22 protein-coding genes are annotated in these 26,512 nt (G+C 70.5%); 11 read left to right on the top strand and 11 right to left on the bottom strand.

Annotated elements, in window-relative coordinates:
• Window position 1 precedes the first annotated feature (1 nt).
• The 5 genes from OG520_RS37185 to OG520_RS37205 are packed head-to-tail and all read right to left on the bottom strand — an operon-like array spanning window position 2 to window position 5,745.
• A complete protein-coding gene (locus tag OG520_RS37185; protein WP_406016054.1) occupies window positions 2-1,789 on the bottom strand; it encodes a heparinase II/III family protein in 1,788 nt (595 codons plus the stop codon).
• Complete coding sequence (locus OG520_RS37190) at window positions 1,777-2,541, bottom strand: SDR family NAD(P)-dependent oxidoreductase (protein ID WP_406016055.1); 765 nt, start codon at window positions 2,539-2,541, stop codon at window positions 1,777-1,779. Before OG520_RS37190 ends, OG520_RS37185 begins: the two co-directional genes overlap by 13 nt.
• Before the next feature lie 44 nt (window positions 2,542-2,585).
• Window positions 2,586-3,509 carry a carbohydrate ABC transporter permease gene (locus OG520_RS37195; RefSeq protein ID WP_266424035.1) on the bottom strand — a complete coding sequence of 308 codons (924 nt, stop codon included), beginning with the start codon at window positions 3,507-3,509 and terminating at the stop codon, window positions 2,586-2,588.
• On the bottom strand, window positions 3,496-4,464 hold the full coding sequence (locus OG520_RS37200) for a carbohydrate ABC transporter permease (protein ID WP_406016056.1): 969 nt from the start codon (window positions 4,462-4,464) through the stop codon (window positions 3,496-3,498). Before OG520_RS37200 ends, OG520_RS37195 begins: the two co-directional genes overlap by 14 nt.
• Window positions 4,465-4,476: 12 nt before the next feature.
• Complete coding sequence (locus tag OG520_RS37205) at window positions 4,477-5,745, bottom strand: ABC transporter substrate-binding protein (protein ID WP_406016057.1); 1,269 nt, start codon at window positions 5,743-5,745, stop codon at window positions 4,477-4,479.
• Window positions 5,746-5,971: 226 nt separating this feature from the next.
• Between OG520_RS37205 and OG520_RS37210 the strand changes: the two genes are divergently transcribed.
• Window positions 5,972-7,075: a LacI family DNA-binding transcriptional regulator gene (locus tag OG520_RS37210; protein ID WP_399331588.1), complete on the top strand. Its 1,104-nt coding sequence runs from the start codon at window positions 5,972-5,974 to the stop codon at window positions 7,073-7,075.
• A gap of 37 nt (window positions 7,076-7,112) precedes the next feature.
• Here OG520_RS37210 and OG520_RS37215 read toward each other — a convergent pair whose 3' ends face one another.
• Window positions 7,113-7,367 carry an EamA family transporter gene (locus tag OG520_RS37215; RefSeq protein WP_406016653.1) on the bottom strand — a complete coding sequence of 85 codons (255 nt, stop codon included), beginning with the start codon at window positions 7,365-7,367 and terminating at the stop codon, window positions 7,113-7,115.
• A 71-nt stretch (window positions 7,368-7,438) separates the two neighbouring features.
• Between OG520_RS37215 and OG520_RS37220 the strand changes: the two genes are divergently transcribed.
• The 6 genes from OG520_RS37220 to OG520_RS37245 all read left to right on the top strand — a co-directional run bounded on the left by OG520_RS37220 (window position 7,439) and on the right by OG520_RS37245 (window position 13,464).
• Window positions 7,439-8,272 (top strand): MurR/RpiR family transcriptional regulator, encoded by an 834-nt coding sequence (locus tag OG520_RS37220; RefSeq protein WP_406016058.1) that lies wholly within the window; start codon window positions 7,439-7,441, stop codon window positions 8,270-8,272.
• Between the two features lie 347 nt (window positions 8,273-8,619).
• Entirely contained in the window at window positions 8,620-9,531 is a 912-nt protein-coding gene (locus OG520_RS37225; RefSeq protein ID WP_406016059.1) for an ABC transporter substrate-binding protein, read from the top strand.
• A 1-nt stretch (window position 9,532) separates the two neighbouring features.
• Entirely contained in the window at window positions 9,533-10,519 is a 987-nt protein-coding gene (locus OG520_RS37230) for an amino acid ABC transporter permease (RefSeq protein WP_399331596.1), read from the top strand.
• 14 nt (window positions 10,520-10,533) lie between these two features.
• Window positions 10,534-11,286: an amino acid ABC transporter ATP-binding protein gene (locus OG520_RS37235; protein ID WP_389982416.1), complete on the top strand. Its 753-nt coding sequence runs from the start codon at window positions 10,534-10,536 to the stop codon at window positions 11,284-11,286.
• A complete protein-coding gene (locus tag OG520_RS37240) occupies window positions 11,286-12,536 on the top strand; it encodes a M20/M25/M40 family metallo-hydrolase (RefSeq protein WP_406016060.1) in 1,251 nt (416 codons plus the stop codon). The genes OG520_RS37235 and OG520_RS37240 overlap by 1 nt, the downstream gene beginning before the upstream one ends.
• 28 nt (window positions 12,537-12,564) lie before the next feature.
• Window positions 12,565-13,464, top strand: a complete 900-nt coding sequence (locus tag OG520_RS37245; RefSeq protein WP_399331600.1) for a MurR/RpiR family transcriptional regulator — start codon at window positions 12,565-12,567, stop codon at window positions 13,462-13,464.
• Between the two features lie 44 nt (window positions 13,465-13,508).
• Here the strand turns inward: OG520_RS37245 and OG520_RS37250 are convergent, their stop codons facing one another.
• The 4 genes from OG520_RS37250 to OG520_RS37265 all read right to left on the bottom strand — a co-directional run bounded on the left by OG520_RS37250 (window position 13,509) and on the right by OG520_RS37265 (window position 18,215).
• Window positions 13,509-14,729, bottom strand: a complete 1,221-nt coding sequence (locus OG520_RS37250; protein ID WP_406016061.1) for an MFS transporter — start codon at window positions 14,727-14,729, stop codon at window positions 13,509-13,511.
• Window positions 14,726-15,256 (bottom strand): diadenosine tetraphosphate hydrolase, encoded by a 531-nt coding sequence (locus tag OG520_RS37255; protein ID WP_389982404.1) that lies wholly within the window; start codon window positions 15,254-15,256, stop codon window positions 14,726-14,728. Before OG520_RS37255 ends, OG520_RS37250 begins: the two co-directional genes overlap by 4 nt.
• A 37-nt stretch (window positions 15,257-15,293) precedes the next feature.
• Complete coding sequence (locus tag OG520_RS37260) at window positions 15,294-16,169, bottom strand: phosphotransferase (protein WP_406016062.1); 876 nt, start codon at window positions 16,167-16,169, stop codon at window positions 15,294-15,296.
• Window positions 16,170-16,364: 195 nt separating this feature from the next.
• The gene (locus tag OG520_RS37265) at window positions 16,365-18,215 is read right to left on the bottom strand and encodes a serine hydrolase (protein ID WP_406016063.1); all 1,851 of its coding nucleotides are present in this window, start codon (window positions 18,213-18,215) and stop codon (window positions 16,365-16,367) included.
• Window positions 18,216-18,397: 182 nt separating this feature from the next.
• Between OG520_RS37265 and OG520_RS37270 the strand changes: the two genes are divergently transcribed.
• The 3 genes from OG520_RS37270 to OG520_RS37280 all read left to right on the top strand — a co-directional run bounded on the left by OG520_RS37270 (window position 18,398) and on the right by OG520_RS37280 (window position 22,239).
• Window positions 18,398-19,507: a nitronate monooxygenase gene (locus OG520_RS37270; protein ID WP_399331610.1), complete on the top strand. Its 1,110-nt coding sequence runs from the start codon at window positions 18,398-18,400 to the stop codon at window positions 19,505-19,507.
• The gene (locus OG520_RS37275; RefSeq protein ID WP_406016064.1) at window positions 19,504-21,054 is read left to right on the top strand and encodes an acyl-CoA synthetase; all 1,551 of its coding nucleotides are present in this window, start codon (window positions 19,504-19,506) and stop codon (window positions 21,052-21,054) included. Before OG520_RS37270 ends, OG520_RS37275 begins: the two co-directional genes overlap by 4 nt.
• A 78-nt stretch (window positions 21,055-21,132) precedes the next feature.
• Window positions 21,133-22,239 carry a calcium:proton antiporter gene (locus OG520_RS37280; RefSeq protein WP_399331614.1) on the top strand — a complete coding sequence of 369 codons (1,107 nt, stop codon included), beginning with the start codon at window positions 21,133-21,135 and terminating at the stop codon, window positions 22,237-22,239.
• Window positions 22,240-22,410: 171 nt separating this feature from the next.
• On the opposite strand, the gene OG520_RS37285 is transcribed toward OG520_RS37280, so the two are convergent.
• A complete protein-coding gene (locus OG520_RS37285; protein ID WP_406016065.1) occupies window positions 22,411-24,828 on the bottom strand; it encodes a penicillin acylase family protein in 2,418 nt (805 codons plus the stop codon).
• Between the two features lie 150 nt (window positions 24,829-24,978).
• Here OG520_RS37285 and OG520_RS37290 point away from each other — a divergent pair, with 150 nt between their 5' ends.
• Window positions 24,979-26,478 (top strand): acyl-CoA synthetase, encoded by a 1,500-nt coding sequence (locus OG520_RS37290; protein WP_406016066.1) that lies wholly within the window; start codon window positions 24,979-24,981, stop codon window positions 26,476-26,478.
• The last annotated feature ends 34 nt before the right edge of the window (window positions 26,479-26,512 follow it).

Genomic DNA, 26,512 nt, shown 5'->3' on the forward strand with positions numbered 1-26,512 from the left:
GTCAGTCCTCCGTCCGGAACCGTGCGGTGTCGCCATCGGTCAGCGAGACCGTCAGCACCCCGTCACCGTCCAGCCGTACGTCGGTCACGGCGGGCCCGGCCGCCGCCTGGTACACCGAGGCGAAGACGACCCGGTCCGACTGCGCGGTGAAGTCGACCCGGGTGCGCACGCGCTGCGGATCGTCGGCCGGACCCGGGCCCGGCCGGGAGACCGGACGCACGGTCGCGCCGGGGGTGTGGGTGTGCCAGCCGTGCAGGGTCTCGTCGCCGTACCAGGTGGTGCGTACCTCGCCCGAGGCCTGGAGCTGGATGTCCAGCGCGACACCGGGGCGCAGCTGCGCGGTGAGGCGCCGCTCGTCCTCGGCACGCACCGTCAGCAGATCGACCAGATAGCTGTCACCGAGCACCACCCGCCGCACCGCGCACACCCCCTCGTACGCCGTCGTCACCTCGGCGGTGACGGACGAACCGTCCGAGCCGAGCAGCCGGCCGGTGCACTCGGCCTGTTCGGCGTCGTCCACCCGGAACGCCGGATGGGCCTTTGTCGACGCGTACAGATCCCGGAACTCGACGTGTGCGTAGGGCACTTGACCGGGGTCGGGCTGCCACGGGGTGGTGTCCCCGTACAGATACAGCGACAACTTGTCGCGATGGCCGTGCGATCCGCCGTGCGGTCCGAAGTCCAGCAGCGCGTGGATGCCCGCGTGGTGCAGCACCGCGTACCCGGCGGTCGGGAACACCGTCACCGGGCCGGGCGCCGGCCGCTCGGGCAGCGGCGGACCGGCGAACCAGCCGCCCAGCTCCCGGTCGAGCCCGTCGTCGTGCGCGCCGAGCTCGGTCCGGGCCCGCCCGGCCACTGCTTCCAGGGCCGGTGAGGGAACCAACTGCTGTGCCAACGCAACGATTTCGAGCCATTCGAGGGCAAGTGGGCCGCGCAGATACGGGCCGTCGTGCAGCGCCGGCAGGATGCCGCCCGGCGTGGCGATCGTCGCCAGCACATCCGTCATCCCGGCCAGCACATCCACCACGTCGGACGGTACGGACGCCGGGTCGGTGCCCCGCAGCGCCAGCAGCGCGGCCCGCAGCACGAACCCGTGGTAGTAGGTGCTGCCCTCCCACTCCCAGCCGTCATCGGCGACCGCGACCCGCAGATGCGCGTACAGGCCGTGCTCGCCCTCCAGCCACCGCTTGCCGCCGTCCCACTCCCGGCCACGGGCCGCGGCGGCGGCCCGACTCGTCGCCACGCCGGCGGCGTTGAGCCACGCGGTGTAGTTGGAGGCGAGATGGCCCTGACCGGTCAGCACGTCCCGGGCGTCGAGCGCCGCCCGCTCCAGGTCGTCGAGGAGCGGCAGCAGCGCCGCCAGGTGTTCCGTGGAGTGCTCGGCGAGTGTGATCACGGTGTGCCCGATGTTCACCGCCCAGATGGCATCGGTCAGCGCCTGGTGGAAGAGTCGGCCCCGCAGCATCCAGGTCTGGGCCTCGCCGTGCCGCTCCGTGGCCAGCTCCGCGTACAGCCCCGCGTACTCCACCAGCCGCGCCACCGACTCCGCGCGCTCCTTGCGGTGGGCGAGCACCCGCAGGTGCCGCGCCCACGCCTGGTGCGAGAGCACCAGCCAGGCGCCGCGCACCGCCTCGTCGTCCACCCGGCAGCCGTACGCACAACGCGCACCACCTGCGGGGAACACCCCGGCGAGCAGATCACCGTGGTCGAGCTCCACACCGTGCGCCGGGCAGACGTACGCGTGCCACCAGCCGCCGCGCTCCCGGGCGATCCGCCTCAACGCGGCCACACGCCACCGTCGATGTCCACCGTGGTGGCGGTGAGGAAGCCGGACGACGGCGACGCCAGGTGGACCACCGCCGCGGCGACGTCCTGCGGGGTGCCGGCCCGGCCGACCGGGATGCCGGCCTCCATCGCCTGCTGCGCCTCGGGCGCGGTGAACGTGTCGTGGAAGGCGGTGCCCTTGATGAAGCCGGGCGCGACGGTGTTGACGGTGATGCCCGTACCGCCGAGCTCCTTGGCCAGGCCCTTGGTGAAGCCGCGCACACCGGCCTTCGCCGCCGCGTAGGCGACCGAGCCGGGGCCGCCGCCGTTGTGCGCGGCCAGCGAGGACATCGTGATGATGCGGCCGGCCGAGGACTCCTTGAGATGCGGCAGGGCGGCGCGCACGGTGCGGAACGTGGACGTCAGATTGGTGGAGAGGACCTGGTCGAAGTGGTCGTCGGACATCTCGGCGATGGTGGCCCGGCCGATCAGATGACCCGCGTTGCAGACCAGGATGTCCAGCCCGCCGAGGAAGCCGGTCGCCTCGTCGACGAGCCGGTCCACATCGCCGGTCACCGTGACATCGGCCTTGAACGCCTTCGCCCGGCGGCCCAGCGCCTCGATCGCGGAGACCGTCTTCGCGGCCTCGTCGGCGGAGGAGTGGTAGTGGACGGCGACATCGGCACCGGCCTCGGCGAGCGCGACGGCGATGGCGCGGCCGATTCCGTGGCCTGCCCCTGTCACCAGTGCGCGGGAGCCGTTGAGATCAGCAGACATGGAGTAAGTACCTTTCGAAGAACGGTGGTTCGGGCCGGAATCGGTTACTTGAGACCGGCGGTCGCGAAGCCCTGCACGAAGTAGCGCTGGCCGATGAGGAAGAGAATGACCATGGGCAGGGTGGCCAGCGTGGTGCCGGCCATCAGGAAGTGCCACTGAGGGCCGTTCTCCGTCTTGAAGACGGAGAGCCCCACCTGGATCACCCGCAGGCTGTCCGTGCGGGTCACCAGCAGCGGCCAGAGGAAGTTGTTCCACGACGACTCGAAGGTCAGCAGCGCCACGGTGGTGAGCGCGGGCTTGACCTGCGGCGTCATGATCCGGGCGTAGATCCGGAACTCGCCCAGACCGTCGAGCCTGGCCGCCTCCTCCAGCTCCACCGGAAGGTCCAGATAGAACTGACGGAAGAGGAAGACCGCGAAGGGGGTGACGGCGCCGGGAATGATCAGTGCCCACCAGGAGTCCAGCCAGCCGCTGCCGCCCTGGCCGAAGATGTCGTTCCCGCCGGCCAGCGGCATGAAGCGGACGATCAGGAACTCCGGCAGCACCTTGGTGTACGTGGGGATCATCAGTGCGGCGATGAACAGGTAGAAGATGACCTCGCTGCCGCGGAACTTGATCCGCGCCAGCGCGTACCCGGCCATCGACGCCACGACCACATTGATGAGGGTGTGGCTGAACGCGATGATGAAACTGTTGCGCGCGTACGTCGCGAACGGTGCAGCCTTCAGCGCGTCGACATAGTTTCCGAACTCCCAGTGTTCCGGGAGCAGTCCGGCGTCCTGCGAGGCGATCTCGACCGGCGTCTTGAGCGAGGTGAGCACCATCCAGACGAACGGCACCACCATCAGCAGTGAGACGACGGTGAGCGTCAGATAGAGCGCGATCCGGCCGACGGAGAGCGGCTTGCCCTTCGTCCGTGGCCGGGCCTTCTCTGCAACCCCGGGCCTGTGCAGCTCAGTTGTGGCCACGGGTGCCTCCCATGATCCGCCGGTTGACCAGAGTGAAGCCCATCAGCAGCACGAACAGCACCAGTGACTGCGCGGAGGCGTAGCCGATGCGGAACTCCCGGAAGGCGGACTTGTAGATCTCGAACGTCATCATCGTGGTGCTGTTGGCCGGGCCGCCGTCGGTCAGGATGTAGATCTGGTCGAAGGACTGGAACGCGCTGATCATCGACGTGATGAGCACGAAGAACGTCGCGGGCTTCAGCAGCGGCAGGGTGATCGAGAAGAACTGCCGCACCTTGGACGCACCGTCCACCGAAGCCGCCTCGTACAGCTCCTTCGGCAGGGACTGCAGCGCGGCCAAGTAGATGAGCATCTTCATGCCGATGCCCTGCCAGATGCCGACCAGGATCACCGAAGGCATCGCCCACGATGTCGACGACAGCCAAGCCGGGCCTTGGATCCCGAGGAACGACAGGAGTGTGTTCAGCAGCCCGTTGCCCGGGTTGTAGATCCACAGCCAGACCAGAGCGATCGCGACGGTCGCCGTCACCTGGGGAATGAAGACCGCGGTACGGAAGATGCCCCGCGCCTTCAGCCCGGTGTGCAGCGCCAGGGCCACGAGCAGCCCCAGCAACATGCCGAACGGCACGGTGAAGAAGGTGTAGATGACGGTGTTGACGACGGACTTGCGGAACACCGCGTCGTCCAGCATGTCCCGGAAGTTGTCCAGGCCCACGAACTGCGGCGCCGTCAGCACGTCGTACTTCGTGAAGGCCAGAACCACCGACGCGACGACCGGCAGGCCGATCCAGAGCGAGGCGTGCAGCAGCGCGGGCGCCACCATCAGCATGCCGGCGCGTTGCCTGCGGCGCCCCGGGCCGGTGGGTGCCCGGCCGGTGTGTTTCTTCGCGACCGTGTGCTCGGTCGGGGAAGGCGGCCGCGCGGGCCTCGCCTTCAATACGGATGTCGCTCCCACAGTGACGGGTCCTTACATCCGGCCGATGGCGGCCTCGGCTAGCCGGCCGAGTTCCGCGATGGCGTCCTTCGCTGACTGGCCGCCCACGATGGCGGGCTCCAGCGTGGGCTTGATCTTTTCGCGGATCTCCATCCAGGCAGCGGTGCCGCCCTCCGAACACGCGTCACCCATGCTCTGCAGGGAGAGATCGACGAACTTGTTCTCCTTCACATAGCTGGAGTCGCTGAGATCCTTCAGCCCGGGAACCGAACCTCGCTGCTTGGCCGCACCGAGGATCGACTCGGGCGTCGCGAGGTACTCGACGAGGGCACGGGCCGCTGCCGGGTGCTTGGAACTGGCGGACTGGGTGACGAGCGTGCCGCCCTGGAGCATCGCGGGCTTGCGGTTGGCGAGGACGAACGCCCCGAGCTTGTCGTCCTTGAGGAGTTCCGGATTCTGTTCCCCGACCTGCCTCCACAGCGCACTGGACGTCATCATCATCGACGCCTTGCCGGTCTGTACGTTGGTCGGGGCCCCGAGGTCCGTCTTCTTGGCGTAGACGGCGGAGCCGTCCTTGATCAGGTCCTTGAAGAACTGCAGCGCCTCGACCCCGCGGGCGTCGGTGAACAGCACCTTCTTGCCGTCCGCGCTGAACAGCTGGCCGCCGTTGGCGAAGAGGAAGGTCTCCCAGCACTGGCGCAGATGGATGGAGAACGGGTCGAAACCGATCCGGCCGTCCTTGGTCAGCTGCTTGGCCACGGCGCGCAGTTCGGCCCAGTTCGCCGGGGTCTTCTTGATGCCGGCCTCGGCGAAGTGGTCTTTGCGGTAGACGACGATGCGGGTGTCGAGGACGACCGGCAGCGCGTACAGCTTGCCGTCGTACCGGGACGGCTCCAGCACCCGCTTCTCGTAGTCGTGCGCGGTGGCGAACTTCTCCGGCAGCTCGGCGATCGCCTTCTTCGCGGCGAACGGCGGGATCCAGCCCACGCCCATCATCAGCACGTCGGGCAGCAGACCGCCCGCGAGCCCCGTGGTGATCTTCTCGTTGAGCTGTTCGTACGTGGTGTAGTCCACGTTCACCTTGACGTCCGGATACTTCTTCCGGAACCCGCCGAGTATCTCCTTCTCCAACAGCGTCTTGCCGTCGGCGCCTTCGTAGATCGGGGTGAGCAGCGTGATCTCGCCGTCGGCGGGGCCGTCGGCGGAGCCGCCCGCCGAAGTGCCGGTGCCGCACGCACTGAGGGCGGCGGCAGCGGTGCCGGCGCCGATGGCAGCAAGCAGCGACCGTCTTTTGAGTTCCATGGGACACCCCTTTTGAGGTGGAGACTGTGGATCGATCCAGCGATGGCATCCCGGCCATGGCTGAGAAGCGCTGGTAAATCGATGCACTGATGCTAGGAACGCCGTGAGAGCGACGTCAACAGCTGATGCACATGAATTTTCAGGGATGTTAACGGGTGTACCGGTAAACGAAGTTAAGTAAATCGATACACTGGTAGGGTCAGACGGGTTCCGAACCGGAGGTGGCATGAGCGGGGTAACGATCCATCAGGTCGCGGAGGCCGCGGGGGTCTCCGCGAGCACGGTCTCCAACGTCCTCAACGGGCGTACGGACCGTATGCAGGCGGCCACGCTGGCCCGCGTGGAGCAGGTGATCGAGCAGCTCAGCTACCGGCCCAACCGCGCCGCCCGGATGCTGCGCACCGGCCGCATCAAGGTCATCGGGCTCATCGTGCCGTCGGTCGCCAACCCCTTCTGGGGGGCGCTCGCCCGTGAGCTGGAGGCCATCGCGCTCGCCGAGGGGTACCACGTACTGCTCTGCAACAGCGAGCGCGACGCGGCCCGCGAGCTCAAGTACGGCGAGGAACTGCTCGCGGACGGGGTGAGCGGAGTGGTGCTGTGCTCCTCGCTGCCCTCGCTCGACCATGTGACACCGCTGCTGAGCCGCGGGCTGAAGATGGTCGCCTTCGACCGCACGGCCCAGGCGGGCGACCCGCCGTCGCTGGCCTCCATCAGTGTCGACAACGCGATGGGCGCCGAACTCGCCACCCGCCATCTGATCGAACTGGGCCACCGCCGACTGGCCTTCGTCTCCGGTTCGGTCAACAGCGTCAACCGCCGCGAACGGCTGCGCGGCTTCCGGGCCGCCCTGGAGTCGGCGGGTCTCGACCCGGCCGACGCGATCGTCTGGCCCGGCGCCGAGACCACCGAGTACGGTGACAAGGACGCGGCCGAACTGGGGCGCAACGCTGCCAGGGAGCTCCTCGGCGGCCCGCGTCCGCCCACCGCGTTCGTCGCCATCAACGACATGTGCGCGATCGGGATCTGCCGGGGCGCCAAGGATGCCGGGCGCAACGCCGGACAGGACATCTCCGTGGTCGGCTTCGACGACATCCTTCTCGCCGACCTCTTCGAACCGCCGCTCACCACGGTCCGCCAGCCGCTGCCGGAGATGGCGGCGGAGACGTTCCAGCAGCTGAGGGCCCGGATCGACTCGGCGCCTGCGGCGGGACGGTCACTGCTCATCCGGCCGAGGCTGGTCGTACGGGAGTCGACGGCCCCGGCCCCGGCGTCGACGCCGGCCGACGTGCCGACCGCGGCCGGGCAGCGGGTGGCGGGCCGCTCGGCGTAAGGGTGCCGATGTTCAGGGCCCGGCACGGTGCCCGCGCTCAGGGGTGGGCGAGTTCGAGAACGGTGCTGCCGGCGAGGACGACCGCGCCGGCGGTGAGGCGCAGACGGCCGAAGCGCTCACGGAAGAGGAGCGTGGCGATCAGCGCCGCGATCAGGATGCTGGTTTCACGCAGGGCGGCGACGGTCGCCAGATCGCCGTGGGCCTGGGCCCAGATGACGAGGCCGTAGGCGAGCAAGGAGATGGCGCCGCCCGTCAGGCCGATCCCGCAGACCGGCTTGAGCTGTGCGAACAGGGGGCGGCTCCAGGCGGCAGCAGACTATCTGGAATAGGATTCCGCGCTACTCTGAACAAAATTCCGCCGACGTGTACCGGCTCGGCGCTCACGTACGGGCCAAGCTGCCGGAGCTCCGCGAGACCGAGGCCCGTGTCGCGCAGGTGATCCTCGACCAGGGCGCCGACCTCGTCGGGCTCAGCGTCAGCGACGTCGCCGCCCTGGCCGGCACGGCACCGTCATCGGTCGTCCGCGCCTGCCAGCGCCTCGGCTTCCGCGGCTACCAGGAACTCAAGATCGCGGCGGCGCGCCAGGGCCCCACCCGCGCACCGGCGCCGGACCCCCACGACGATCCGGCCGCCCGCGCCCTGGCCGACACGATCCATGCCTCCCGCGAAGCCCTCGACGACCTCGCCACCACGCTGACCGCCGACCGGCTGCTCGCCGCGGCCACCGCGCTGGATGCCGCGCCCCGCGTCGTGGTCGCGGCGGCGAGCCTCTCGGCCGCCGTGGCCGCCGACGCCGCCTACCGCCTGCGCGCCCTCGGGTGCGTCGTCGACGCCCCCGCCGACCCCCTCACCGCTCAGCTCGCCGCCGCCCAACTGCCCCCGGGCGCGGTGTGCCTGGCCATCAGCCACACCGGCGCCACCCGCAGCACCGTCGACACCGCTCGCCGCGCCCGCCGTGCGGGGGCCGAGGTCGTCGGCCTCACCAGCTACGCACACTCACCCCTGAGCGAGGCCTGTACGCACACCCTCGTCGCCGGGGGACAGGACCTCGTCTTCGGGCTGGAAACCACGGCCAGCCGGATCGCCCACCTCGTCGCCGTCGACGCACTCGCCCAGACCCTTCTCGCCCTGCGCGCAACCACGGCGCAACAGACCCTCCACCTCTCCGCCGACGTCACCGCCGACCACTCCTACTGACCGGGCCGGGCTGATGTGAGTGTCACCCGCCGACGGGCAACGGCAACGTCACGCGTTCGGATGCGTTACGGATCTCCATGAAGATCGACGTTCTGAAACGAAGGTGCGGCGAGGTGCGTGATGCGAAGGCTGCGTCAAAGGGTGGGAAATTCGCAGGTGGTGGCCAGCTTCGCCACCGGGTCCGACCGTTATTGATCCGTTACGGGCATTACAGTATGGCCAGAATGGATCCGACATGTAACGTGCGGGCATCCGGTCGGCGGTGAAGCAGCCGCACGGCAGTTCCGCGAGAGGGGTTCGTGTTGCACACCCGCCCAGTCCGCCGCGCAGTAGCGGCCACTGCACTGTTGATCGCATCGTCCACGGCGCTGTCCGCATGCGGAGAGGGCGGCGCCACCGATGGTGCTGCCGCTCCCGCGGGCGATGTGGCCGTCGCGGGTGTGCACGTCACCCGCGACGCGGAACTCCACGCGTCCCTGCCCGCGGCCGTCAGGTCCAGCGGCACGGTCCGGGTGGCCACCGACGTACCGTATGCGCCGTTCGTCATGTTCAAGACCGAGGGGCGGCCCGAGCTCACCGGGCTCGACTACGACCTCGGCCAGGCGCTCGGCGCCAAGCTGGGGGTGCGATTCGCCTTCACCGCCCAGAAGTTCGACGGCATCGTGCCCGCCATCCAGGCCGGCAAGTTCGACGCGGTCCTGTCGGCCATGACCGACACCAGGGAACGCCAGCGGGTCCTGGACTTCGTGGACTACTCCGTATCGGGCTCCGGAATCCTCGTGGTCAAAGGGAACCCGGACCGGATCGCGCGGCTCGACGATCTCTGCGGCAAGAAGGTCGGTACCCAGGCCGCCAGCCACCAGCTGGAAGTGCTGAAGAAGCACCAGTCCACGTGCGCCGAAGCGGGCAAGGACGCGGTTTCCATCCAGACGTTCCCGAAGGATTCCGACGCCCAACTCGCCCTGCGCTCGGGGAAGGTGGTCGCCGACCTGGTGACGAAGCCCGGCGCCGGCTGGACGGCGAAGACCGCCGACGGCGGCCGTGCCTTCGAGGCCGTAGAGGACCCCGCCGCGGGCGGCGGCTACGAGGCGACACCCAACGGCATCGGTGTCGGCAAACAGCTTCCCGGGCTGACCGAAGCGATCCGGAAGGCCCTGCAGGCACTCATCGACGACGGCACACTCGACAAGATCTGCGACAAGTACGGCGCCGCCTCCATCGCGGTGAAGCAGGCCACCAAGAACGCGGCGGTGTCCTGACATGAGCGCCCTCACACCCGCCGGGGCCGTACGCGGCGCCCAGGCCACCGCACCGCCCGCCGAGGCGAGCCTCACCGTCGTACCGATCCGCCATTGGGGCCGATGGCTGGCCGCCGCGGCGGCCCTCACCGCCCTCGTCGGCCTGACCGGCTCCCTCGCCGGGAACAAGAACCTGCACTGGGACATCGTCGGGCACTACGTCTTCGCCGGCCTCGTCTTCGACGGCCTGGCCACCACCCTGTGGCTCACCGCGGCAGCCATGGCTGTCGGCCTCGGGCTGGGCGTTCTCGTGGCCGTGATGCGCCTGTCGTCCAACCCCGTACTCCGCGCCCTGGCCAACGCGTTCGTCTCGGTCTTCCGCGGCACCCCGCTACTGGTCCAGATCATCTTCTGGGGATACGCGGGCGCCCTCTACAAGCACATCCTGATCGGCATCCCGTTCACCCACATCACCTTCCTGGACCTGGACACCAACACGGTCCTCACCCCCGCGGTCGCCGCACTCCTGGCACTGGGGCTGAACGAGGCGGCGTACGCGAGCGAGATCGTCCGGGCGGGTATCCAGTCCGTCGACCCGGGACAGGCGGAGGCCGCCCAGTCGCTCGGCATGCGACCGGCGCTCACCACCCGGCGCATCGTGCTGCCCCAGGCCATGCGGGTCATCATCCCCCCGCTGGGCAACGAGACGATCAACATGCTCAAGATGACCGCTCTGGTCTCGGTGATCTCCGCCCACGACCTGATGTCCAACATCCAGGACGTGTACGCCCAGAACTACCAGGTCATCCCCATGCTCGTGGTCGCCAGCATCTGGTACCTGATCCTCGTCACGGCACTGGGCCTGCCGCAGTCCTGGCTGGAGCGCCGTTACGGCCGCGGCACGGCACCCGCCGCCCCCGCCGCCGGGCCGCTGCGACGCCTCGTCACGGGCGCCGCGCTCCGGATCTCCCGGACCGGCCCCGCCACATCGACCGACACGAAGGGCTGAGAGTGGAAACGCCGATGGTGCACGCCGAGGGCGTGCGCAAACACTTCGGGAAGGTCTCCGTGCTCCGGGGCATCGACCTGACCGTCGAACGCGGCCGCGTCTGCTGCCTGCTGGGCCCCTCGGGCTCGGGGAAGTCCACGTTCCTGCGCTGCATCAACCATCTGGAGAAGATCGACGGAGGCAGCCTCTCCGTCGACGGCGCCCCGGTCGGCTACCGGCAGCAGGGCAATCGGCTGTACGAGCTGAAGGAACGCGAGATCGCCCGCGCCCGCCGCGACATCGGGATGGTGTTCCAGCGGTTCAATCTGTTCCCGCACATGACCGCGCTGGAGAACGTCATGGAGGCGCCCGTGAAGGTCGCGGGCGTCACCAGGGCCGAGGCACGTGCCGACGCGCTGCGGCTGCTGGAACGGGTCGGCCTCGCCGACCGTGCCGAGCGCTATCCGGCCCAGCTGTCCGGCGGCCAGCAGCAACGCGTCGCGATTGCCAGAGCGCTCGCGATGAAGCCCAAACTGATGCTCTTCGACGAACCGACGTCGGCCCTGGACCCGGAACTGGTCGGGGAAGTGCTCGACGTGATGCGGCAGTTGGCCGCGGAAGGGATGACGATGGTCGTCGTCACACACGAGATCGGATTCGCCCGGGAGGTCGCGGACACGGCCGTCTTCATGGACGGCGGTGTCGTGGTCGAGGCCGGTGACCCCCGGCAGGTACTCGGCGATCCCCGGCAGGAACGCACCCGCACCTTCCTGTCGAAGGTCCTGTGATGCCCGAGGTATCGCAGCGGGGCACGGCGGCCCTGCTGCTGTCCGACGCCTTCGCCCGCCGGCCCCGCTACCTGGCGGACCTGGAACATCTGGTGTCCATCGACTCCGGCTCGTACAGCCCCGAAGGAGTCAATCGCGTCGCGACATGGACCGCGCGGCGCCTGACCGGCCTGGGGTTCGAGGTGGACCGCTCGCCCGTCGCGGTCCCGGGCCGCGACATGCGCTTCGGTGACCTGGTGGTCGGGCGGCTGCGCGGCCGGATCCCCGCCGAACAGGGCGGACGGCGCATCCTTCTCGCCGGACACCTGGACACCGTCTTCGACGACGGGACGGCGGCGCGGCGCCCCTTCACCCGCAACGGCCGGCTCGCCCACGGCCCCGGAGTCAGCGACGACAAGGGCGGCCTGCTGGCCGGCCTCACCGCCGTGGAGATCCTGCTGCGCCGCGGGATCACGGACTTCGCGGAGATCGTCTTCCTCGCCACCCCCGACGAGGAGATCGGCTCCCCGGCCAGCCGCCGGGTGACCGCGGAGCTCGCCGCGGGCGTCGACTACGGGCTGGGCCTGGAGTGCGCCCGGGAGAACGGCGACCTCGTCATCGCCCGCAAGGGGGTGGCGGACTTCCTGATCACCGTCACGGGACGGGCCGCCCACGCAGGCATCGAACCGGAACGCGGAGCGAACGCCGCACTGGCCGCTGCTCATCTGCTCATCGCCTGCCAGGAGATGAACGGGCTCTGGGGCGACGTCACGGTCAATGTGGGGATGGTCCGGGCGGGCAGCCGTATCAACATCGTCTGCCCCGAGGCCGAGTTGCACGTGGAGGTACGGTCCTCGACCCAATCGGGCATCCAGTGCGCCAGGCAGGCCATCGTGGTGGCCGCCTCCCAGCTGGCCGTACCGGGCACCACGGCCACCGTGCGGCAGACGGAAGCATGCCCGGCCATGGAGGACACCCCGGCGGCCCGCGCCGTGTTCGCCCGTGCCCGGGAGGCCGGGGCGGAGCTCGGCCTCGACCTGGGAGCGGCCGCCACCGGTGGCGTCGGCGACGCCAACACCATTGCCGGAGCCGGGGTGCCGACGCTCGACGGCCTCGGCCCGGTCGGCGGCGGCGACCACAGCCCGCAGGAGTGGCTGGACGTGACGACGGTCCCGCACCGGGTTGCCCTGCTCGCGGCGCTGATCACCGCACTCGGCGCCACGACGACGGCTGACCCGGATACCCGGAGCACGCCGGTCCGCGTAACCTGAACCCCTTCAGAAAGGTGGCGCCCGGCCCATGTCCTCACTCGCCGAAGAGATCCGGCAACGGTTCGGTGACCTCAGCCCCGCCGAGCGCAAGGTGGCCCGGGTGCTGCTCGCCGGCTACCCGTCGGCCGGCTTCGAGACGGTGGCCACGCTCGCCGAACGCGCCGCGGTGAGCGCGCCCACGGTCATCCGGTTCGTCAACCGGCTGGGCTACAAGGGGTTCCCCGACTTCCAGGCGGCGCTGCGGGGGGAGCTGGAGGAACGCACCGCCTCACCTCTGCAGCTCTACAGCACACGGGGATACGGCACCACGCCACCCGGCGCTCCGGACGAGGAGGGGCGGGACGCCGCGCACCCCGAGGGCGGACAGGACGTGTTCAGCTCCGAGGTCGCACGCACACTGCGGGAACTGCCGCCCCACGACGTGCAGGCGGCGATCGCCCTGCTCTGCCACCCCAAGCGCCGCATCATCCTGGCCGGTGGCCGGTTCACCCATCTGCTGGCGCAGTACCTGGGGCTGCACCTCATGCAACTGCGCGGCGACGTGGTCATCCTGCCGGACCGTGACGTGGAGCGGACCGCCGTCCTGGCGGGTCTCGGCCGACAGGACGTCCTCGTGGTCTTCGACTACCGGCGCTACGAACCGGACAAGATCGTCATCGCCGAGATGGCCGCGCAGTGCGGAAGCAAGGTCGTCCTGTTCACCGACGCCTGGCTCTCGCCGGTGACCAACCTCGCCGACGTCGTCCTGCCCAGCCATGTCGCCGCGCCTTCGCCGTACGACAGCATGGTCCCGACACTGGCCACCGTCGAGACCGTGCTCGCCGGGGTGCTCGGGCAGCTCGGCGAGAAGGGGCGCGGCCACTTGGCGCACAGCGAGGACGTGTCCCGCCGGGCGGGCATCCAGCCGGACGACTCCGGGGCGGTCTGAGCCGGTGGCCCACCCGGTGCGCTGTCGAGTGCACGCCGCCGTGCTCAGACGCGGTTGACGCGGTACACGTCCCGTACGCAGAGGTTGAGGACCGTGGTGGCCACGATGGCACCCGCACAGACCAGGAGCACGGTCCGATCGGCCCAGGCATGTGCGGCGAGCGCGGTGATGAGGTAGCCGAGCGGGATGGCGATACGCTCCCCGACACCGTTGAACGAGCTCATGCGGCCCAGTTCCTCCTGGGGCACCTGCTGTTGGAGTGCGGTGTTCCACGCCACGATGGCGACATCCAGCCCGATGCCCGCGAGCACGGCGGCGAGCAGGATCCAGGGCAGGGCCAGCCCGAAGCCCAGCGCCGCCGGTGGCAGGCAGAGCCCGGAGCCGGTGACGACGGCAACGGCCAGCAGACGGTGGGGCTTCCAGCGCAGGCACACCACCGTCCCGGCCAGGAGCCCGAACGCGAACGCGCCCTGGACGAGCCCCCAGGAACGCGCCCCCGAGTAGTGCTCGGCCGCGATCACGGGACCGAGGAGCTGAAAACCGGCCAGCCACGCGGCGACCACCACCGTGCCCGCGGCGGTGTACGTCCACAGCCAGGTACGGGACCGGAACCCGGACCAGCCGGTCCGCAGATCGGCCAGGGCGCTGCTCGTCGTGACCGGTGCGCTCAGCCGCAGGCCGAGCAGCAGGAGCGCCGCGACCAGAAAGCTGAGCGCGTCCCACGACAGCGCCCACGCCGGTCCGCCGATCGCGACGATCACTCCTCCGACGACGGGACCGAGCACCTTGACGGCGTTGCTCGGAAGCCGGAGCAACGCGTTGGCCTGTTGCCGGTGTTCCGCCGCGACGACCTGCGCCACGACGCCCGCCGCGGCCGGAGCCGTGAAGGCGGTGGCGATCCCGGACACGAAGCCGCACACGGCGATCGAAGCGGTCGCCGCCTGGCCGGTGGCCACGAGCGCCGCGAGCACCCCCTGCGCCGCCGCGGCCAGCAGATTGCCCAGGAACAGGATCCGGCTGCGCGACAGCCGATCCGCGAGAACACCACCCGCGACGGTGAAGACGATCGTCGGGACCGAATTAGTCGCCAGCACGACACCGAGCGAACCCGCGCCACCACCCTGCCCGATCACCGCGTAGGCCAGGGCGATCGGAGCCATCGCGGACCCGGTCGCCGAGACGAGATTGGCGAGTACGAACCGCCGGAAGGCGGGAACCCGTAGCGGCGCCAGGCGAGGCGCGGCCGGGTCGGCAGCCGTCTTCACACCGCTCCCGTGGCCGGCGCGCCGGGCGCCGCGGGGCCGATGGGCCGCCTGCCTCCCGCCGCCACCCGGTCGAGCTCCTCGCCGATCGCCGCCCGCAGTGCGTCGTGTCGCGGGCCGAGCGCGAAACGTCCGTCGCTCCACCGGTCCTGCGGATACAGCCAGACGGGCATGCCGACCAGATCGCCCGGCTCCCACTCGTAGCGGGGCCACACGTGTGCGTGCAGAAACCCGTCGGTGTTGCCGAGGATCTCCAGGTTCACCCGGCGAAACGCGGGGTCCGTACGGCGGCAGGCACGTTCGACGGCTTCGCCGAGCCGGTCCATGTCGGACAGGAAGGCCAGCCGCTTGGCCCTCGGGAGTTCGGACAGGCGCTCCACTCCTGGTTCGTCGACCAGGAGCACCGAGTACCCCGGCAGGAACTGCACGTCCCCGATCACGGCGAATCCTGCCTCCAGGCGCCGCAGGACGGTCGGGTTCCCGCCCCGCAGGGCACTGCCTATTCGATCGTTCTTCCAGTCGTGGATCACGACCGGAACCTACAGCGTCCGGCCGGCACCGGATCCTTCACAGGCGCTGTTCGGCCAGATCCAGCCAGTGTGCGACATCGCCCGGGGCGAAGTGCCGGATGGCCCAGTCGGTCATGCGCAGACTCATATGGGCCCAGCAGGGACGCAGTATGTCCTCGGGCAGGGCGTCCAGGATGTCGTCGAGGCGACGCACGACCCCCGGCGCCTGCTCCTTCGCGTGCAGCCCGAAGCGCAGGGTGACCAGGTCGAAACGGTGGTCTCCCCGTCCGGCGCCGTCCCAGTCGATGACTCCGGTGACGGTACCGTCCACGGCGAGCAGGTTGCCGTGGTGGAAGTCCTGGTGCACGACGTCGTGTCCGGCCAGCAGGCGAGGACGGCCGGCCCCCACCGACCTGATCCGTCGCTCCAGGGCATCGCCGCGCCGGCTGTGCCGACGCAGTGGCTCGTGGAGACAGTAGCCGGGGCCGTCGTCGAGCAGGTACAGGTTCATCGACGGGACATGCGGGTGCTCGGTCAGCAGTCCTGCCTGCGAGGCGTTGAGGGCGAGCGCCTGATTCAGCCCGTGGTGGTCCAGACGCTCCATGGGTGTCCCCGGCAGCAGCTGCTGGACCAGCACCACCGCACGGTCCACCTGGAGCGCCAACTCCGTCGACGGGCACGGATACCCGCGAGCGCCCAGCACCTCGCACACCGCCAGCGGACCCGCCCGCAACTCCTCGATCCGGGTGTCCGGCCGCGCCTTGAGGACCGACCGGTGGCCGTCGGGCCACCGCACGTACGCGGCACCGACCTCACCGCCCGGACAGGGCCCTTCTACCACCAGCCGCACACCGGCCCCGGCGTACACGGCGGCTGCCATCCGCTCGGCGTCCAGGCGCTCGACGCGCTTCCAGGTCTGCGGTGATGTGGTCATCGGGGCATTCTCCGATGCGGCGCACCCGGTTCCCCCGGTGGGGGTCCCGCGACGGCGTGCGGGGGCGGTGGGCCTACGAGGCACGCCGATCGGTCGAGTGCCACCCGGCTCGTGCTGCGTCGCGCTGCTGCCGTGCCGGGAAAGGGGGACGGCCCTTCCCCGGCACGGCGTCCCATCGGCCCGGCCCGGCGCGACTCAGTCCGCCGACACCGTCCAGCCCAGCGCCTCGATGCCCGCGGCATCCCCGGACCGGCTCTCGTCGAAGACCGTCCGGTTGCCGTCCTCGACCCGGACGGCGTCCACGTACACCCCACGCCCGATGTACAGCTGATCCGTGGCGTACCGCCACCGCAGCCGCACTTCCTTGCCGCGCCATGCGGCGAGGTCCGCGTCGAGGCGGTGCCAGACCCGGCCGGACCAGCCGGAGAGCGAGCCCGTCGGATGCGGTTCGGGCTCCGGGTGGTGTCGACCGGCCATCGGTACGGTGGTGAACGGCACCGCCTGCCAGGTCGCCCCGGCGTCGGCCGACGCCTCCAGGAAGAGGGAGTCGGAGCCGGGCTCGGTGTCCCACCACAGGGCCGAGCTCAGCCGGGCGTGCGAGGAGGCGAGGCGCAGTGCCGGCAGGGTGAGCGTGGCGGAGGCGGCGCTCGCCATCCCCGAGAACCACGCCGTACGACCACGCGCGGGACGGACCGCGACGGCGCGCGCCATGCGGTTGGCCGTGGCGACGCGCGGCGCGCTGCCGGAACGCCAACTGCGCACCGGGTGGACCGAGTTGCCGAGCACGATCAGGAACGAGTCGGTCGTCGGGTCCAGTACGAGACTGGTGCCGGTGAAGCCGGTGTGGCCCGCGGTGCGCGGCGTGGCCATCGCCCCCATGTACCAGTGCTGGTAGAGCTCGAATCCGAGGCCGTGCGCATCGCCGGGGAACGCGGTGTTGAAGTCGGTGAACAGCAGGTCGACCGACTCGGCGGAGAGGATCCGCGCACGCCCGTACACCCCGCCGTTGAGCAGCGTCCGGGCAAGGACCGCGAGGTCCCAGGCGCAGGAGAAGACTCCGGCGTGACCCGCCACGCCGTCCAGGCTGTACGCGTTCTCGTCGTGCACCTCGCCCCAGACCAGTCCGCGGTCCAGTCCGGACCAGGGCAGCCGGGCGTCCTCGGTCGCGGCGATCTTCGGCTTCCAGGAGGCCGGTGGGTTGTACCGGGTACGGTGCATCCCGAGCGGAGCGGTGATCTGCTCACGGAGCAGGACATCCTGAGTGCGGCCGGTGATCCTCTCCAGGACCAGCTGGAGCGAGATCAGATTGAGGTCGGAGTAGAGGTACGCCGTGCCGGGCGGGCTGGCCGGCACCTCGTTCCACAGCAGTTGCAGCTTCCCCTCCCGCGTCGGCGCCTTGTACAGCGGAATCCAGGCACGGAAGCCCGACGTATGCGTGAGCAGCTGACGGATCGTGATGTCCTGCTTGCCGCCACCGGCGAAATCGGGGAGGTACGAGGCGACCTTCGCCTCCAGTTCCAGCGTCCCGCGTTCGATCTGCTGCACGGCCAGGATCGAGGTGAACAGCTTCGAGACCGAAGCCAGGTCGAAGACGGTGTCCTCGGCCATGGGGATCTGCCGGTCGGGCGGGAACTCCACTCCGGTGTCGGTCTTCTCGTCGTACGCCGCGTAGCGCACGGCCTTGCCGATCGGCTGGTGCAGGGCCACCGTGCCGCCCCGCCCGGCGAGCAGCACCGCACCCGCGTACCAGGGGTGCTTGGGGGAGTCGGAGAGGAACTTTTCCGCGTCGGCGACCAATTGATCCAGGGGCTCCTGAAGCAGCCCGGCATGGGCAGCCGGTCCGCGCCGCAGCGTCGGCCGGCCCTGCCCCGACGCGGCGCTCCCGAGGGCTCCTGCGCGCATATCCGACGACCCCGCCCCCGACTCCATGGCCGACGCCCGCTCCGCGAACGGAATCGGCGCCAGGGCGAGTGCCCCGCCCAGGGCCAGCATTCCACCCCCGAGCCTCCGTCGGCTGATCCCTCTGCCCGCCGCGTCCTCGGTCATCCGGAACCCCTTCCTGCTGCGCGAAAGTAACTTTCGAAATTTCGTCCGACAATGAAACTTCCTGCCGCCGCAGAGATTACTGTCACCCCCGCCGTCACGGAGGCCCCCTGCGTCACAAAGAATCTGACACAGCATCAGAAAATCTCTTCCCTCGGCTGTCCTGCTGCGGCATCCTGCGGCCCATGGAGACGGAGCTGAGCAAGAAACTGGGAGTCGAGCACGCCATCTTCGGCTTCACGCCGTTCCCCGCGGTGGCCGCGGCCATTACCCGGGCCGGCGGATTCGGTGTACTCGGCGCGGTCCGCTACACCGCCCCCGAAGACCTCGCGCGCGACCTCGACTGGATGCAGGAACACACCGACGGCAAGCCGTACGGTCTCGATGTCGTCATGCCGGCGAAAAAGGTGGAGGGGGTGACCGAGGCCGATGTCGAGGCGATGATTCCGGCCGGACACCGGCAGTTCGTCCAGGACACCCTCGCCAAGCACGGCGTACCGGAACTCGCCGAGGGCGAGGCGTCCGGCTGGCGCATCACCGGCTGGATGGAGGAAGTCGCCCGCAACCAGCTCGACGTCGCCTTCGACTACCCCATCCGGCTCCTCGCCAACGCCCTCGGGTCACCGCCCGCCGACGTCGTCCGGCGCGCCCACGACCGGGGCGTGCCCGTCGCCGCCCTCGCCGGGAGCGCCAAGCACGCCCGCCACCACGCCGACGCGGGCATCGACATCGTCGTCGCCCAGGGGTACGAGGCGGGCGGCCACACCGGCGAGATCGCCTCCATGGTCCTGGTCCCGGACGTCGTCGACGCCGTCGGACCGCTGCCCGTCCTCGCCGCCGGCGGGATCGGCAGCGGCGAGCAGATCGCCGCCGGACTCGCCCTCGGCGCCCAGGGCGTCTGGCTCGGCTCCCTCTGGCTGACCACCGAGGAGGCCGACCTCCACTCCCGCGCGCTGACCCGCAAACTCCTCGCCGCCGGCTCCGGCGACACCATCCGCTCCCGCGCGCTCACCGGCAAACCCGCGCGCCAGCTCCGTACCGAGTGGACCGACGCCTGGGACGACCCGGCGGGACCCGGCACCCTTCCCATGCCGCTCCAGGGGCTGCTGGTGGCCGAGGCCGTATCGCGTATCCAGAAGTACGAGACCGGCGCGCTGCTCGGCACCCCCGTCGGCCAGATCGTCGGCCGGATGAACAGCGAACGCTGCGTGCAGGCCGTCTTCGACGACCTGACCCGCGGTTTCGAGCGTGCCGTGGACCGGATCAACCGCATCGCCGGACGGAGTGCCTCATGACTCGAACCCCCAACGGCTTCTGGGCCCAGGCCACCGCCGACCCCGACCGCACGGTCCTGATCGCACCCGACGGCGAGAGCTGGACGGCGGGCCGGCTGCACGCCGCCGCCAACCGCCTCGTCCACGGACTGCGCGCGGCCGGGCTGCGGCGGGGCGACGCGTTCGCGGTCGTGCTGCCCAACGGCGTCGAGTTCTTCACCGCCTATCTCGCCGCCGCCCAGGCCGGTCTCTACCTCGTACCCGTCAACCACCACTTCGTCGGCCCCGAGATCGCCTGGATCGTCTCCGACTCCGGCGCCAAGGTGCTCATCGCCCACGAGCGGTTCGCGCAGGCCGTGAGCGAGGCCGCCGACGAGGCGAAGCTGCCGGCGGCCCAGCGCTTCGCCGTGGGCACCGTCGACGGCTTCCGCCCGTACGCCGAACTGCTCGTAGGACAGCCCGGACGAGCCCCGGACGACCGCACCCTGGGCTGGGTCATGAACTACACCTCGGGCACCACGGGCCGCCCGCGCGGCATCCGCCGTCCGCTCTCCGGCCGGCTCCCCGAGGACAGCCACCTCGGCGGATTCCTCGGCATCTTCGGCATCAAACCGTTCGACGGCAACGTCCACCTGGTCTGCTCGCCGCTCTACCACACCGCCGTTCTGCAGTTCGCGGGCGCGTCCCTGCACATCGGACACCCGCTGGTGCTGATGGACCGATGGACGCCCGAGGAGATGCTGCGGCTCATCGACACCCACCGCTGCACCCACACGCACATGGTCCCGACCCAGTTCCACCGCCTCCTCGCCCTCCCCGACGAAGTGAGACGGCGCTACGACGTCACGGCCATGCGGCACGCCATCCACGGTGCGGCGCCCTGCCCCGACCACGTCAAACGCGCCATGATCGACTGGTGGGGGAGGTGCGTCGAGGAGTACTACGCGGCCAGCGAGGGCGGCGGCGCCTTCGCCACCGCCGAGGACTGGCTGAAGAAACCGGGCACGGTCGGCCGGGCCTGGCCGATCAGCGAACTCGCCGTCTTCGACGACGACGGCAACCGGCTGCCGCCCGGCGAGCTCGGCACCGTCTACATGAAGATGAACACCGGTGGCTTCAGCTACCACAAGGACGAGACCAAGACGCGGAAGAACCGCATCGGTGACTTCTTCACCGTCGGCGACCTCGGCATCCTCGACGAGGACGGCTACCTCTTCCTCCGCGACCGCAAGATCGACATGATCATCTCCGGTGGCGTCAACATCTACCCCGCCGAGATCGAGGGCACCCTCCTCGGCCACCCCGCGGTCGCCGACGTCGCGGTCTTCGGCATTCCGCACCCCGACTGGGGGGAGGAGGTCAAGGCGGTCGTCGAACCGGCCCCGGGACACGAGGCGGGCCAGGAGCTCGCCGCCGGGATCCTGAGCCACTGCGAACAGCGTCTCGCCGGGTACAAGCGCCCCAGAACCATCGACTTCATCGACACGATGCCCCGCGACCCCAACGGCAAGCTCTACAAGCGGCGGCTGCGCGACCCGTACTGGGAAGGACACCAGCGGGCCCTGTGAACCACCGCCAGCCCGTGAACCACCGGCCGTCCGCCGCCCGACGAGCGCCTTCGTACCGGTTCTGGCAGGGTGTGGTCCATGAACGCGAGCGCGACGGTCCGGTCACTGGCGACCCGGTGGACGGTGGTCGTGCCGATCGTCGCCGCCCTCGCGCTGGTCTTCAGCTGGGGACGGGAACTGCCGGCGTTCGCCGTCGCCGTGGTCGCGCTCTGTCTCGCGGGCGCCGTCCTGGCCGCCGTGCACCACGCCGAGGTCATCGCCCACCGGGTCGGGGAACCGTTCGGCTCGCTCGTCCTGGCCGTCGCCGTCACCGTGATCGAAGTGGCCCTCATCGTCACCCTGATGGTGGACGGCGGCCCCAAGACGTCCGCACTCGCGCGCGACACCGTCTTCGCCGCCGTGATGATCACCTGCAACGGAATCGTCGGGCTGTCCCTGCTCGTGGGCGCCGTCCGTTCCCGCGTCGTCGTCTTCAACGCCGAAGGCTCCGGGGCCGCCCTCGCGACCGTCGCCACGCTCGCCACCCTCAGCCTGGTCCTGCCGACCTTCACCGTCGGCAAACCCGGCCCCGAGTTCTCCACCGCCCAACTGGCGTTCGCCGCCGTCGCCTCACTCTTCCTGTACGGGCTGTTCGTCGCCGTGCAGACGGTGCGGCACCGCGAGTACTTCCTGCCCCTCACGCCCGAGGGCGTCCTCAAGCCGGACGAGCACCACGCGCCGCTGCCCGGCCGGGGTGCCACCGCCCTGAGCCTGGTGATGCTGCTGGTCGCGCTGGTCGCGGTCGTCGGCGACGCCAAGTCCGTCTCGCCGACCATCGAGTCCGGGGTGGAGGCGGCCGGGATGCCTCAGGCGGTGGTCGGTGTCGTCATCGCCCTGCTGGTGCTGCTGCCGGAGACCTTGGCGGCGGTGCGGGCCGCCCGTCGCGAGCGCGTCCAGACCAGTCTCAATCTCGCCCTCGGCTCGGCGATGGCGAGCATCGGTCTGACCATTCCGGCCATCGCCCTCGCCTCGGTCTGGCTCGACGGACCGCTCCATCTCGGCCTCGGCGCCACCCATATGGTGCTGCTCGCACTCACCGTGGTGGTCGGCGCGCTGACCGTCGTACCGGGACGGGCCACCCTGCTCCAGGGCGGCGTCCATCTGTCGATCTTCGCCGCGTTCGTCTTCCTCGCGATCAGCCCCTGATTCCTCGCGATCAGCCCCTGATTCCGCGCGATCAGCCCCTGATTCCGCGCGATCAGCCCCTGATTCCGCGCGATCAGCCCTTGATTCCGCGCGGTCGATCCCTGATTCCTCGCGGTCGGTCCCTGTCCACCCGCCGGGCGGGCAGGGACCGACCGATCGCACCGTGAGGAACTACCGGCGTTCGTGGACCCGCACGACCCGCAGCGCGGGCGAGCGCAGGATGTCCTTCTCGCAGAACCGGGACGTCACCCACCGCTCACCCGAGTACAGCTCGGTCTGGTCGCTGTAATGCGGCGAGTGCGGATCGGAGGACTGGGAGTACGTGAGCAGGGTGCGCGCCACCGGGCATGCGCTGCCGTCCCAGCCGACCGCCTGGATGTAGCTGGAGCCCGCCGACACCTCCCGGTAGCCGCCGGCCGCCGCGTCCCACACCGGCTCCGTCTTGTTCCAGATGCCGAGCGATTCCGTACCGCCGCCGATCGGGATGCGCTTCCCGTTCCGTTCCACCGACTGGTGCCCGCCCAGCGGGGCGTCCAGCGCGATCCCGGCCGCCCGCAGTTCGGCCACCGCGTCGGCGAGAGCCCTGGTGACGCCGGGCGCGGAGACGTTCAGCGTGTTCGGCGTACCGACCGGGTCGGCGGGGGAGAACGGCACCTTCCACAGCTCGGCCTGCGGGACCGTAGCCGTTGCCCTGCGCCAGAACCGGTCGAAGAGCAGCGCGCCCCGGCTGCCGGTGTCGACCTTCCGGTCCCAGCGCCGCAGCACCTCGCACGCCGCCGACACATCGACCGCCCTGCCGTCGCTGCCGACCGCACTGCCGCCGGGCAGCGCCGCGCAGGCCGCGGCCATGTCCGCGGCGGTCAGATCACCGGCCGGCGCACGGTTCGCGAACTGCTGGCCCTGCAGATCGGCCACGGTCAGCCGGCCCTTCGCCGCCATCGCGGACACATCCTCGACCGCGCCCCGGGTCCGCATCGAGCGGGGCGTGCCGACCGTGCCGAAGATCCTCTCGAAGCCGGTCAGCGGCGCGGACGCGTTCGTCAGCCAGGCGCTGTCGTTGGAGTTCTCCACGTACGGGGCGTCCTTCACGGTGGGCATCCGGTCCGGCCCGAAGATGCCCGGCTGGACGGCCTCCGGGTCCGAACCAAGTGCGCAGTCGCTCCTCGAACCGTCCAGCACCGCGAGCCCGGACGACGGATACGTCGCCCTGCCCAGCGGGGTGGAGCACCGCGCCGCGAGCTCGTCCGTGATCCTCGGCAGCACCTGCGACTGCGAGAAGAACGAATGCCCGGACGAATCGGCGGCGATGGTGTTGACCCACGGCAGCCCCTGGGTACGGTGCAGCGCGGCCTGGATGTCGGCGGTGCTGCGGGCCCGGCTGAAGCCGAGACCGGCGTCGGAGAATCGCAGATTCACGGCGTTCGGGTCATTGAGCGCGTACGCGGTCGTCGTCGTCCAGGGCAACGGCAGCCCGGCACCGAGCGAGGTGACGACCGGCCCGTACCGGGTCCACCACTGCGTGCGGGTCACGGCACCGCCGCCCTTCACCGCGACCGAGACCGTGCGCCTCGTCATCCGCTCGGCTCTGCCGTCCACCAGATACGCGGTCGGATCGGCCGGATCGAGGGTGAGCTGATGCAGGTTGAGCGGGACACCGGTGGCCACGGTGTGGCTCCACGCGATGTTCGCGTTGTGCCCGATGGACACGATGGGCGCGCCGAGCAGTGAACCGCCCGCCACGTTCAGCTCACCGGGAATGGTCTGCTGCGACTGCCAGAACCGCCGTCCGCCCTGCCACGGGTAGTGCGGATTGCCGAGCAGCAGGCCCCGCCCGTTCGCCGTCGTGTCCCCGCGGAACGCGACCGCGTTGGAACCCATGTCGGCGTTCTGCGTCGACAGCAGCCTCCGGGCCGCGTCCGCCGCCTCGTCCGGCGTCGGAGCCGTGGGCGGCCGCGAGCCCTCCGTGGGCGGCCCAGCGTCCGTGATGCCGTCGATGCCGCGCCCCTGACCGGCGAGCACCGAGAGCGCGTAGCCGCGCGCCACCACATCCAGCGTGGTCACCGGCCGTACCCAGGCGGCGCCCCGACAGGCCGGGTCGTCGATCCGGTTCTGCGCCAGCCACGCGTTGTATCCGGCCGCCCAGCCGCGCTCCAGCTCCCTGACGTCACGGCTCTGACCTGCCGGTGCGGGAGCCTTCAGCAGCTTCTCCACCGTGCGGCTCTGGCGGACTCCGCGGAAGTAGAGGTCGCTGGAGAGGTTCTTCGTCGCGGCGGACAGTGAGCCGTCCGGAGCCGCGTCCGGACCGAAGTACCGGGACCGCTCGCCGCGCAGCGTCACGAAGCCGTCGGCGAGGGTGCACACCTGGTCGGCGGCCTGGGCCCAGCCGTTGCCGAAGCCCAGGCTCGCGTAGTCCTTCGCCACGATGTGCGGGATGCCGTACTCGGTGTACCGGATCGTGGCGGACAGCCCGCCGCCCGATGGGCGGTGGGAGCGCGAGGCGTCGGCCGCGGCGGGCGGCAACGTCGCCGAAACGGTGAACAGCGCGAGGCCGGATATCGCAAGAAGTCTCAGACGGTTGCGGAGAGGCAACGGTCCTCCCAACTGTGCGGGTGCGAAAGGCGGTTGCCCGAGGGTTCGAGTCGCCACGCGCAACTCAGCCAGCAGCTGCGCACCCCTGTCAACATCCCCTCCGGTATCCGGACCCTTGACCCCCGGGTTCCGGCCGCACAGGATCACGCCATGACAGGTGTACGGAGCAGCACAGTCGACGGAGTCCTGGCACGCAGCGCCCGGCGCACGCCGGAGCGCACCGCCCTGCGGTACGCGGACAGGTCATGGACCTACGCGGAGCTCGACGCGGCCGTCAGCACCGCCGCCGCCGTGCTCGCCGGCGAGCACGGACTGCGCCCCGGCGACCGGGTCGCCTGCTACGCGCACAACTCCGACGCGTATCTGATCGGCTACCTCGGCTGCGCCCGCGCGGGCCTGGTCCATGTGCCGGTCAACCAGAACCTCACCGGCGACGACCTCATGTACATCCTCGAACAGTCCGGCAGCGCCCTCGTCCTCACCGACCCGGCCCTCGCCGACCGGATTCCGGCCGCGTTCCCCGTACGCCCGCTGCGCGACGCACCGGACTCCCTCCTGGCGGCCACCGCCACCCCGCGCCCCTTCGCCCCGGAACGCGAACCGGCCGCCGGAGACCTCGTCCAGCTGCTCTACACCTCGGGCACCACCGCGCTGCCCAAGGGCGCGATGATGACCCACGGCGCACTCGTGCACGAGTACGTCAGCGCGATCACGGCGCTCGATCTGCGGGCCACCGACCGGCCCGTCCACTCGCTGCCGCTCTACCACTCCGCCCAGATGCATGTCTTCCTGCTGCCCTACCTCGCGGTCGGGGCACAGAACACGATCCTCGACGCGCCCGACGCGAACCGGATCTTCGACCTCGTCGAGACGGGACAGGCGGACAGCGTCTTCGCGCCGCCGACCGTCTGGATCGGCATCTCCCAGCACCCCGGCTTCACCACCCGCGAACTCGGCGGCCTGCGCAAGGCGTACTACGGCGCGTCGATCATGCCCGTGCCCGTACTGGAACGGCTCCGCGAACGGCTGCCCGCGCTCGCCTTCTACAACTGCTTCGGGCAGAGCGAGATCGGCCCGCTCGCCACCGTCCTCGGACCGGACGAGCACGAGGGCCGGATGGACTCCTGCGGCAGGCCCGTCCTCTTCGTCGAGGCCCGGGTCGTCGACGAGGACGGCAAGGAGGTCCCCGACGGCACGGCCGGCGAAGTGGTCTACCGCTCACCCCAGTTGTGCGAGGGCTACTGGGACAAACCCGAGGAGACCGCGGAGGCCTTCCGCGACGGCTGGTTCCGCTCCGGCGACCTTGCGGTGCGCGACGCCGAGGGATTCCTCACCGTCGTCGACCGGGTGAAGGACGTCATCAACTCCGGCGGTGTCCTCGTCGCCTCCCGGCAGGTCGAGGACGCCCTCTACACCCACCCCGCCGTCGCCGAGGCCGCCGTCGTCGGACTGCCCGACCAGCGCTGGATCGAGGCCGTCACCGCTGTCGTCGTGCTGCGCGGCGACGCGACGGCGGCCGAACTCATCGACCACGCCCGCGAGCGGCTCGCCCACTTCAAGGCCCCGAAGCACGTCCTCTTCGTGGACGAACTGCCGCGCAACGCCAGCGGGAAGATCCTCAAGCGGGAGCTGCGCGACCGGTTCGCGTAGCGGATGGCGGTCGGCCGTCCGGCCATGACCGGGT

This window comes from Streptomyces sp. NBC_00984, from assembly GCF_045162475.1.
Lineage (GTDB): Bacteria > Actinomycetota > Actinomycetes > Streptomycetales > Streptomycetaceae > Streptomyces.

Bases quoted from the DNA above. Each gene is read 5' to 3' on its own strand.
- OG520_RS37240 (WP_406016060.1), top strand. From the start codon at position 11,286: ATGCCCGAGGTATCGCAGCGGGGCACGGCGGCCCTGCTGCTGTCCGAC.
- OG520_RS37205 (WP_406016057.1), bottom strand. From the start codon at position 5,745: ATGGAACTCAAAAGACGGTCGCTGCTTGCTGCCATCGGCGCCGGCACC.
- OG520_RS37280 (WP_399331614.1), top strand. From the start codon at position 21,133: ATGAACGCGAGCGCGACGGTCCGGTCACTGGCGACCCGGTGGACGGTG.
- OG520_RS37190 (WP_406016055.1), bottom strand. From the start codon at position 2,541: ATGTCTGCTGATCTCAACGGCTCCCGCGCACTGGTGACAGGGGCAGGC.
- OG520_RS37260 (WP_406016062.1), bottom strand. From the start codon at position 16,169: ATGACCACATCACCGCAGACCTGGAAGCGCGTCGAGCGCCTGGACGCC.
- OG520_RS37210 (WP_399331588.1), top strand. From the start codon at position 5,972: ATGAGCGGGGTAACGATCCATCAGGTCGCGGAGGCCGCGGGGGTCTCC.
- OG520_RS37235 (WP_389982416.1), top strand. From the start codon at position 10,534: ATGGTGCACGCCGAGGGCGTGCGCAAACACTTCGGGAAGGTCTCCGTG.
- OG520_RS37275 (WP_406016064.1), top strand. From the start codon at position 19,504: ATGACTCGAACCCCCAACGGCTTCTGGGCCCAGGCCACCGCCGACCCC.
- OG520_RS37245 (WP_399331600.1), top strand. From the start codon at position 12,565: ATGTCCTCACTCGCCGAAGAGATCCGGCAACGGTTCGGTGACCTCAGC.
- OG520_RS37290 (WP_406016066.1), top strand. From the start codon at position 24,979: ATGACAGGTGTACGGAGCAGCACAGTCGACGGAGTCCTGGCACGCAGC.
- OG520_RS37270 (WP_399331610.1), top strand. From the start codon at position 18,398: ATGGAGACGGAGCTGAGCAAGAAACTGGGAGTCGAGCACGCCATCTTC.
- OG520_RS37230 (WP_399331596.1), top strand. From the start codon at position 9,533: ATGAGCGCCCTCACACCCGCCGGGGCCGTACGCGGCGCCCAGGCCACC.
- OG520_RS37265 (WP_406016063.1), bottom strand. From the start codon at position 18,215: ATGACCGAGGACGCGGCGGGCAGAGGGATCAGCCGACGGAGGCTCGGG.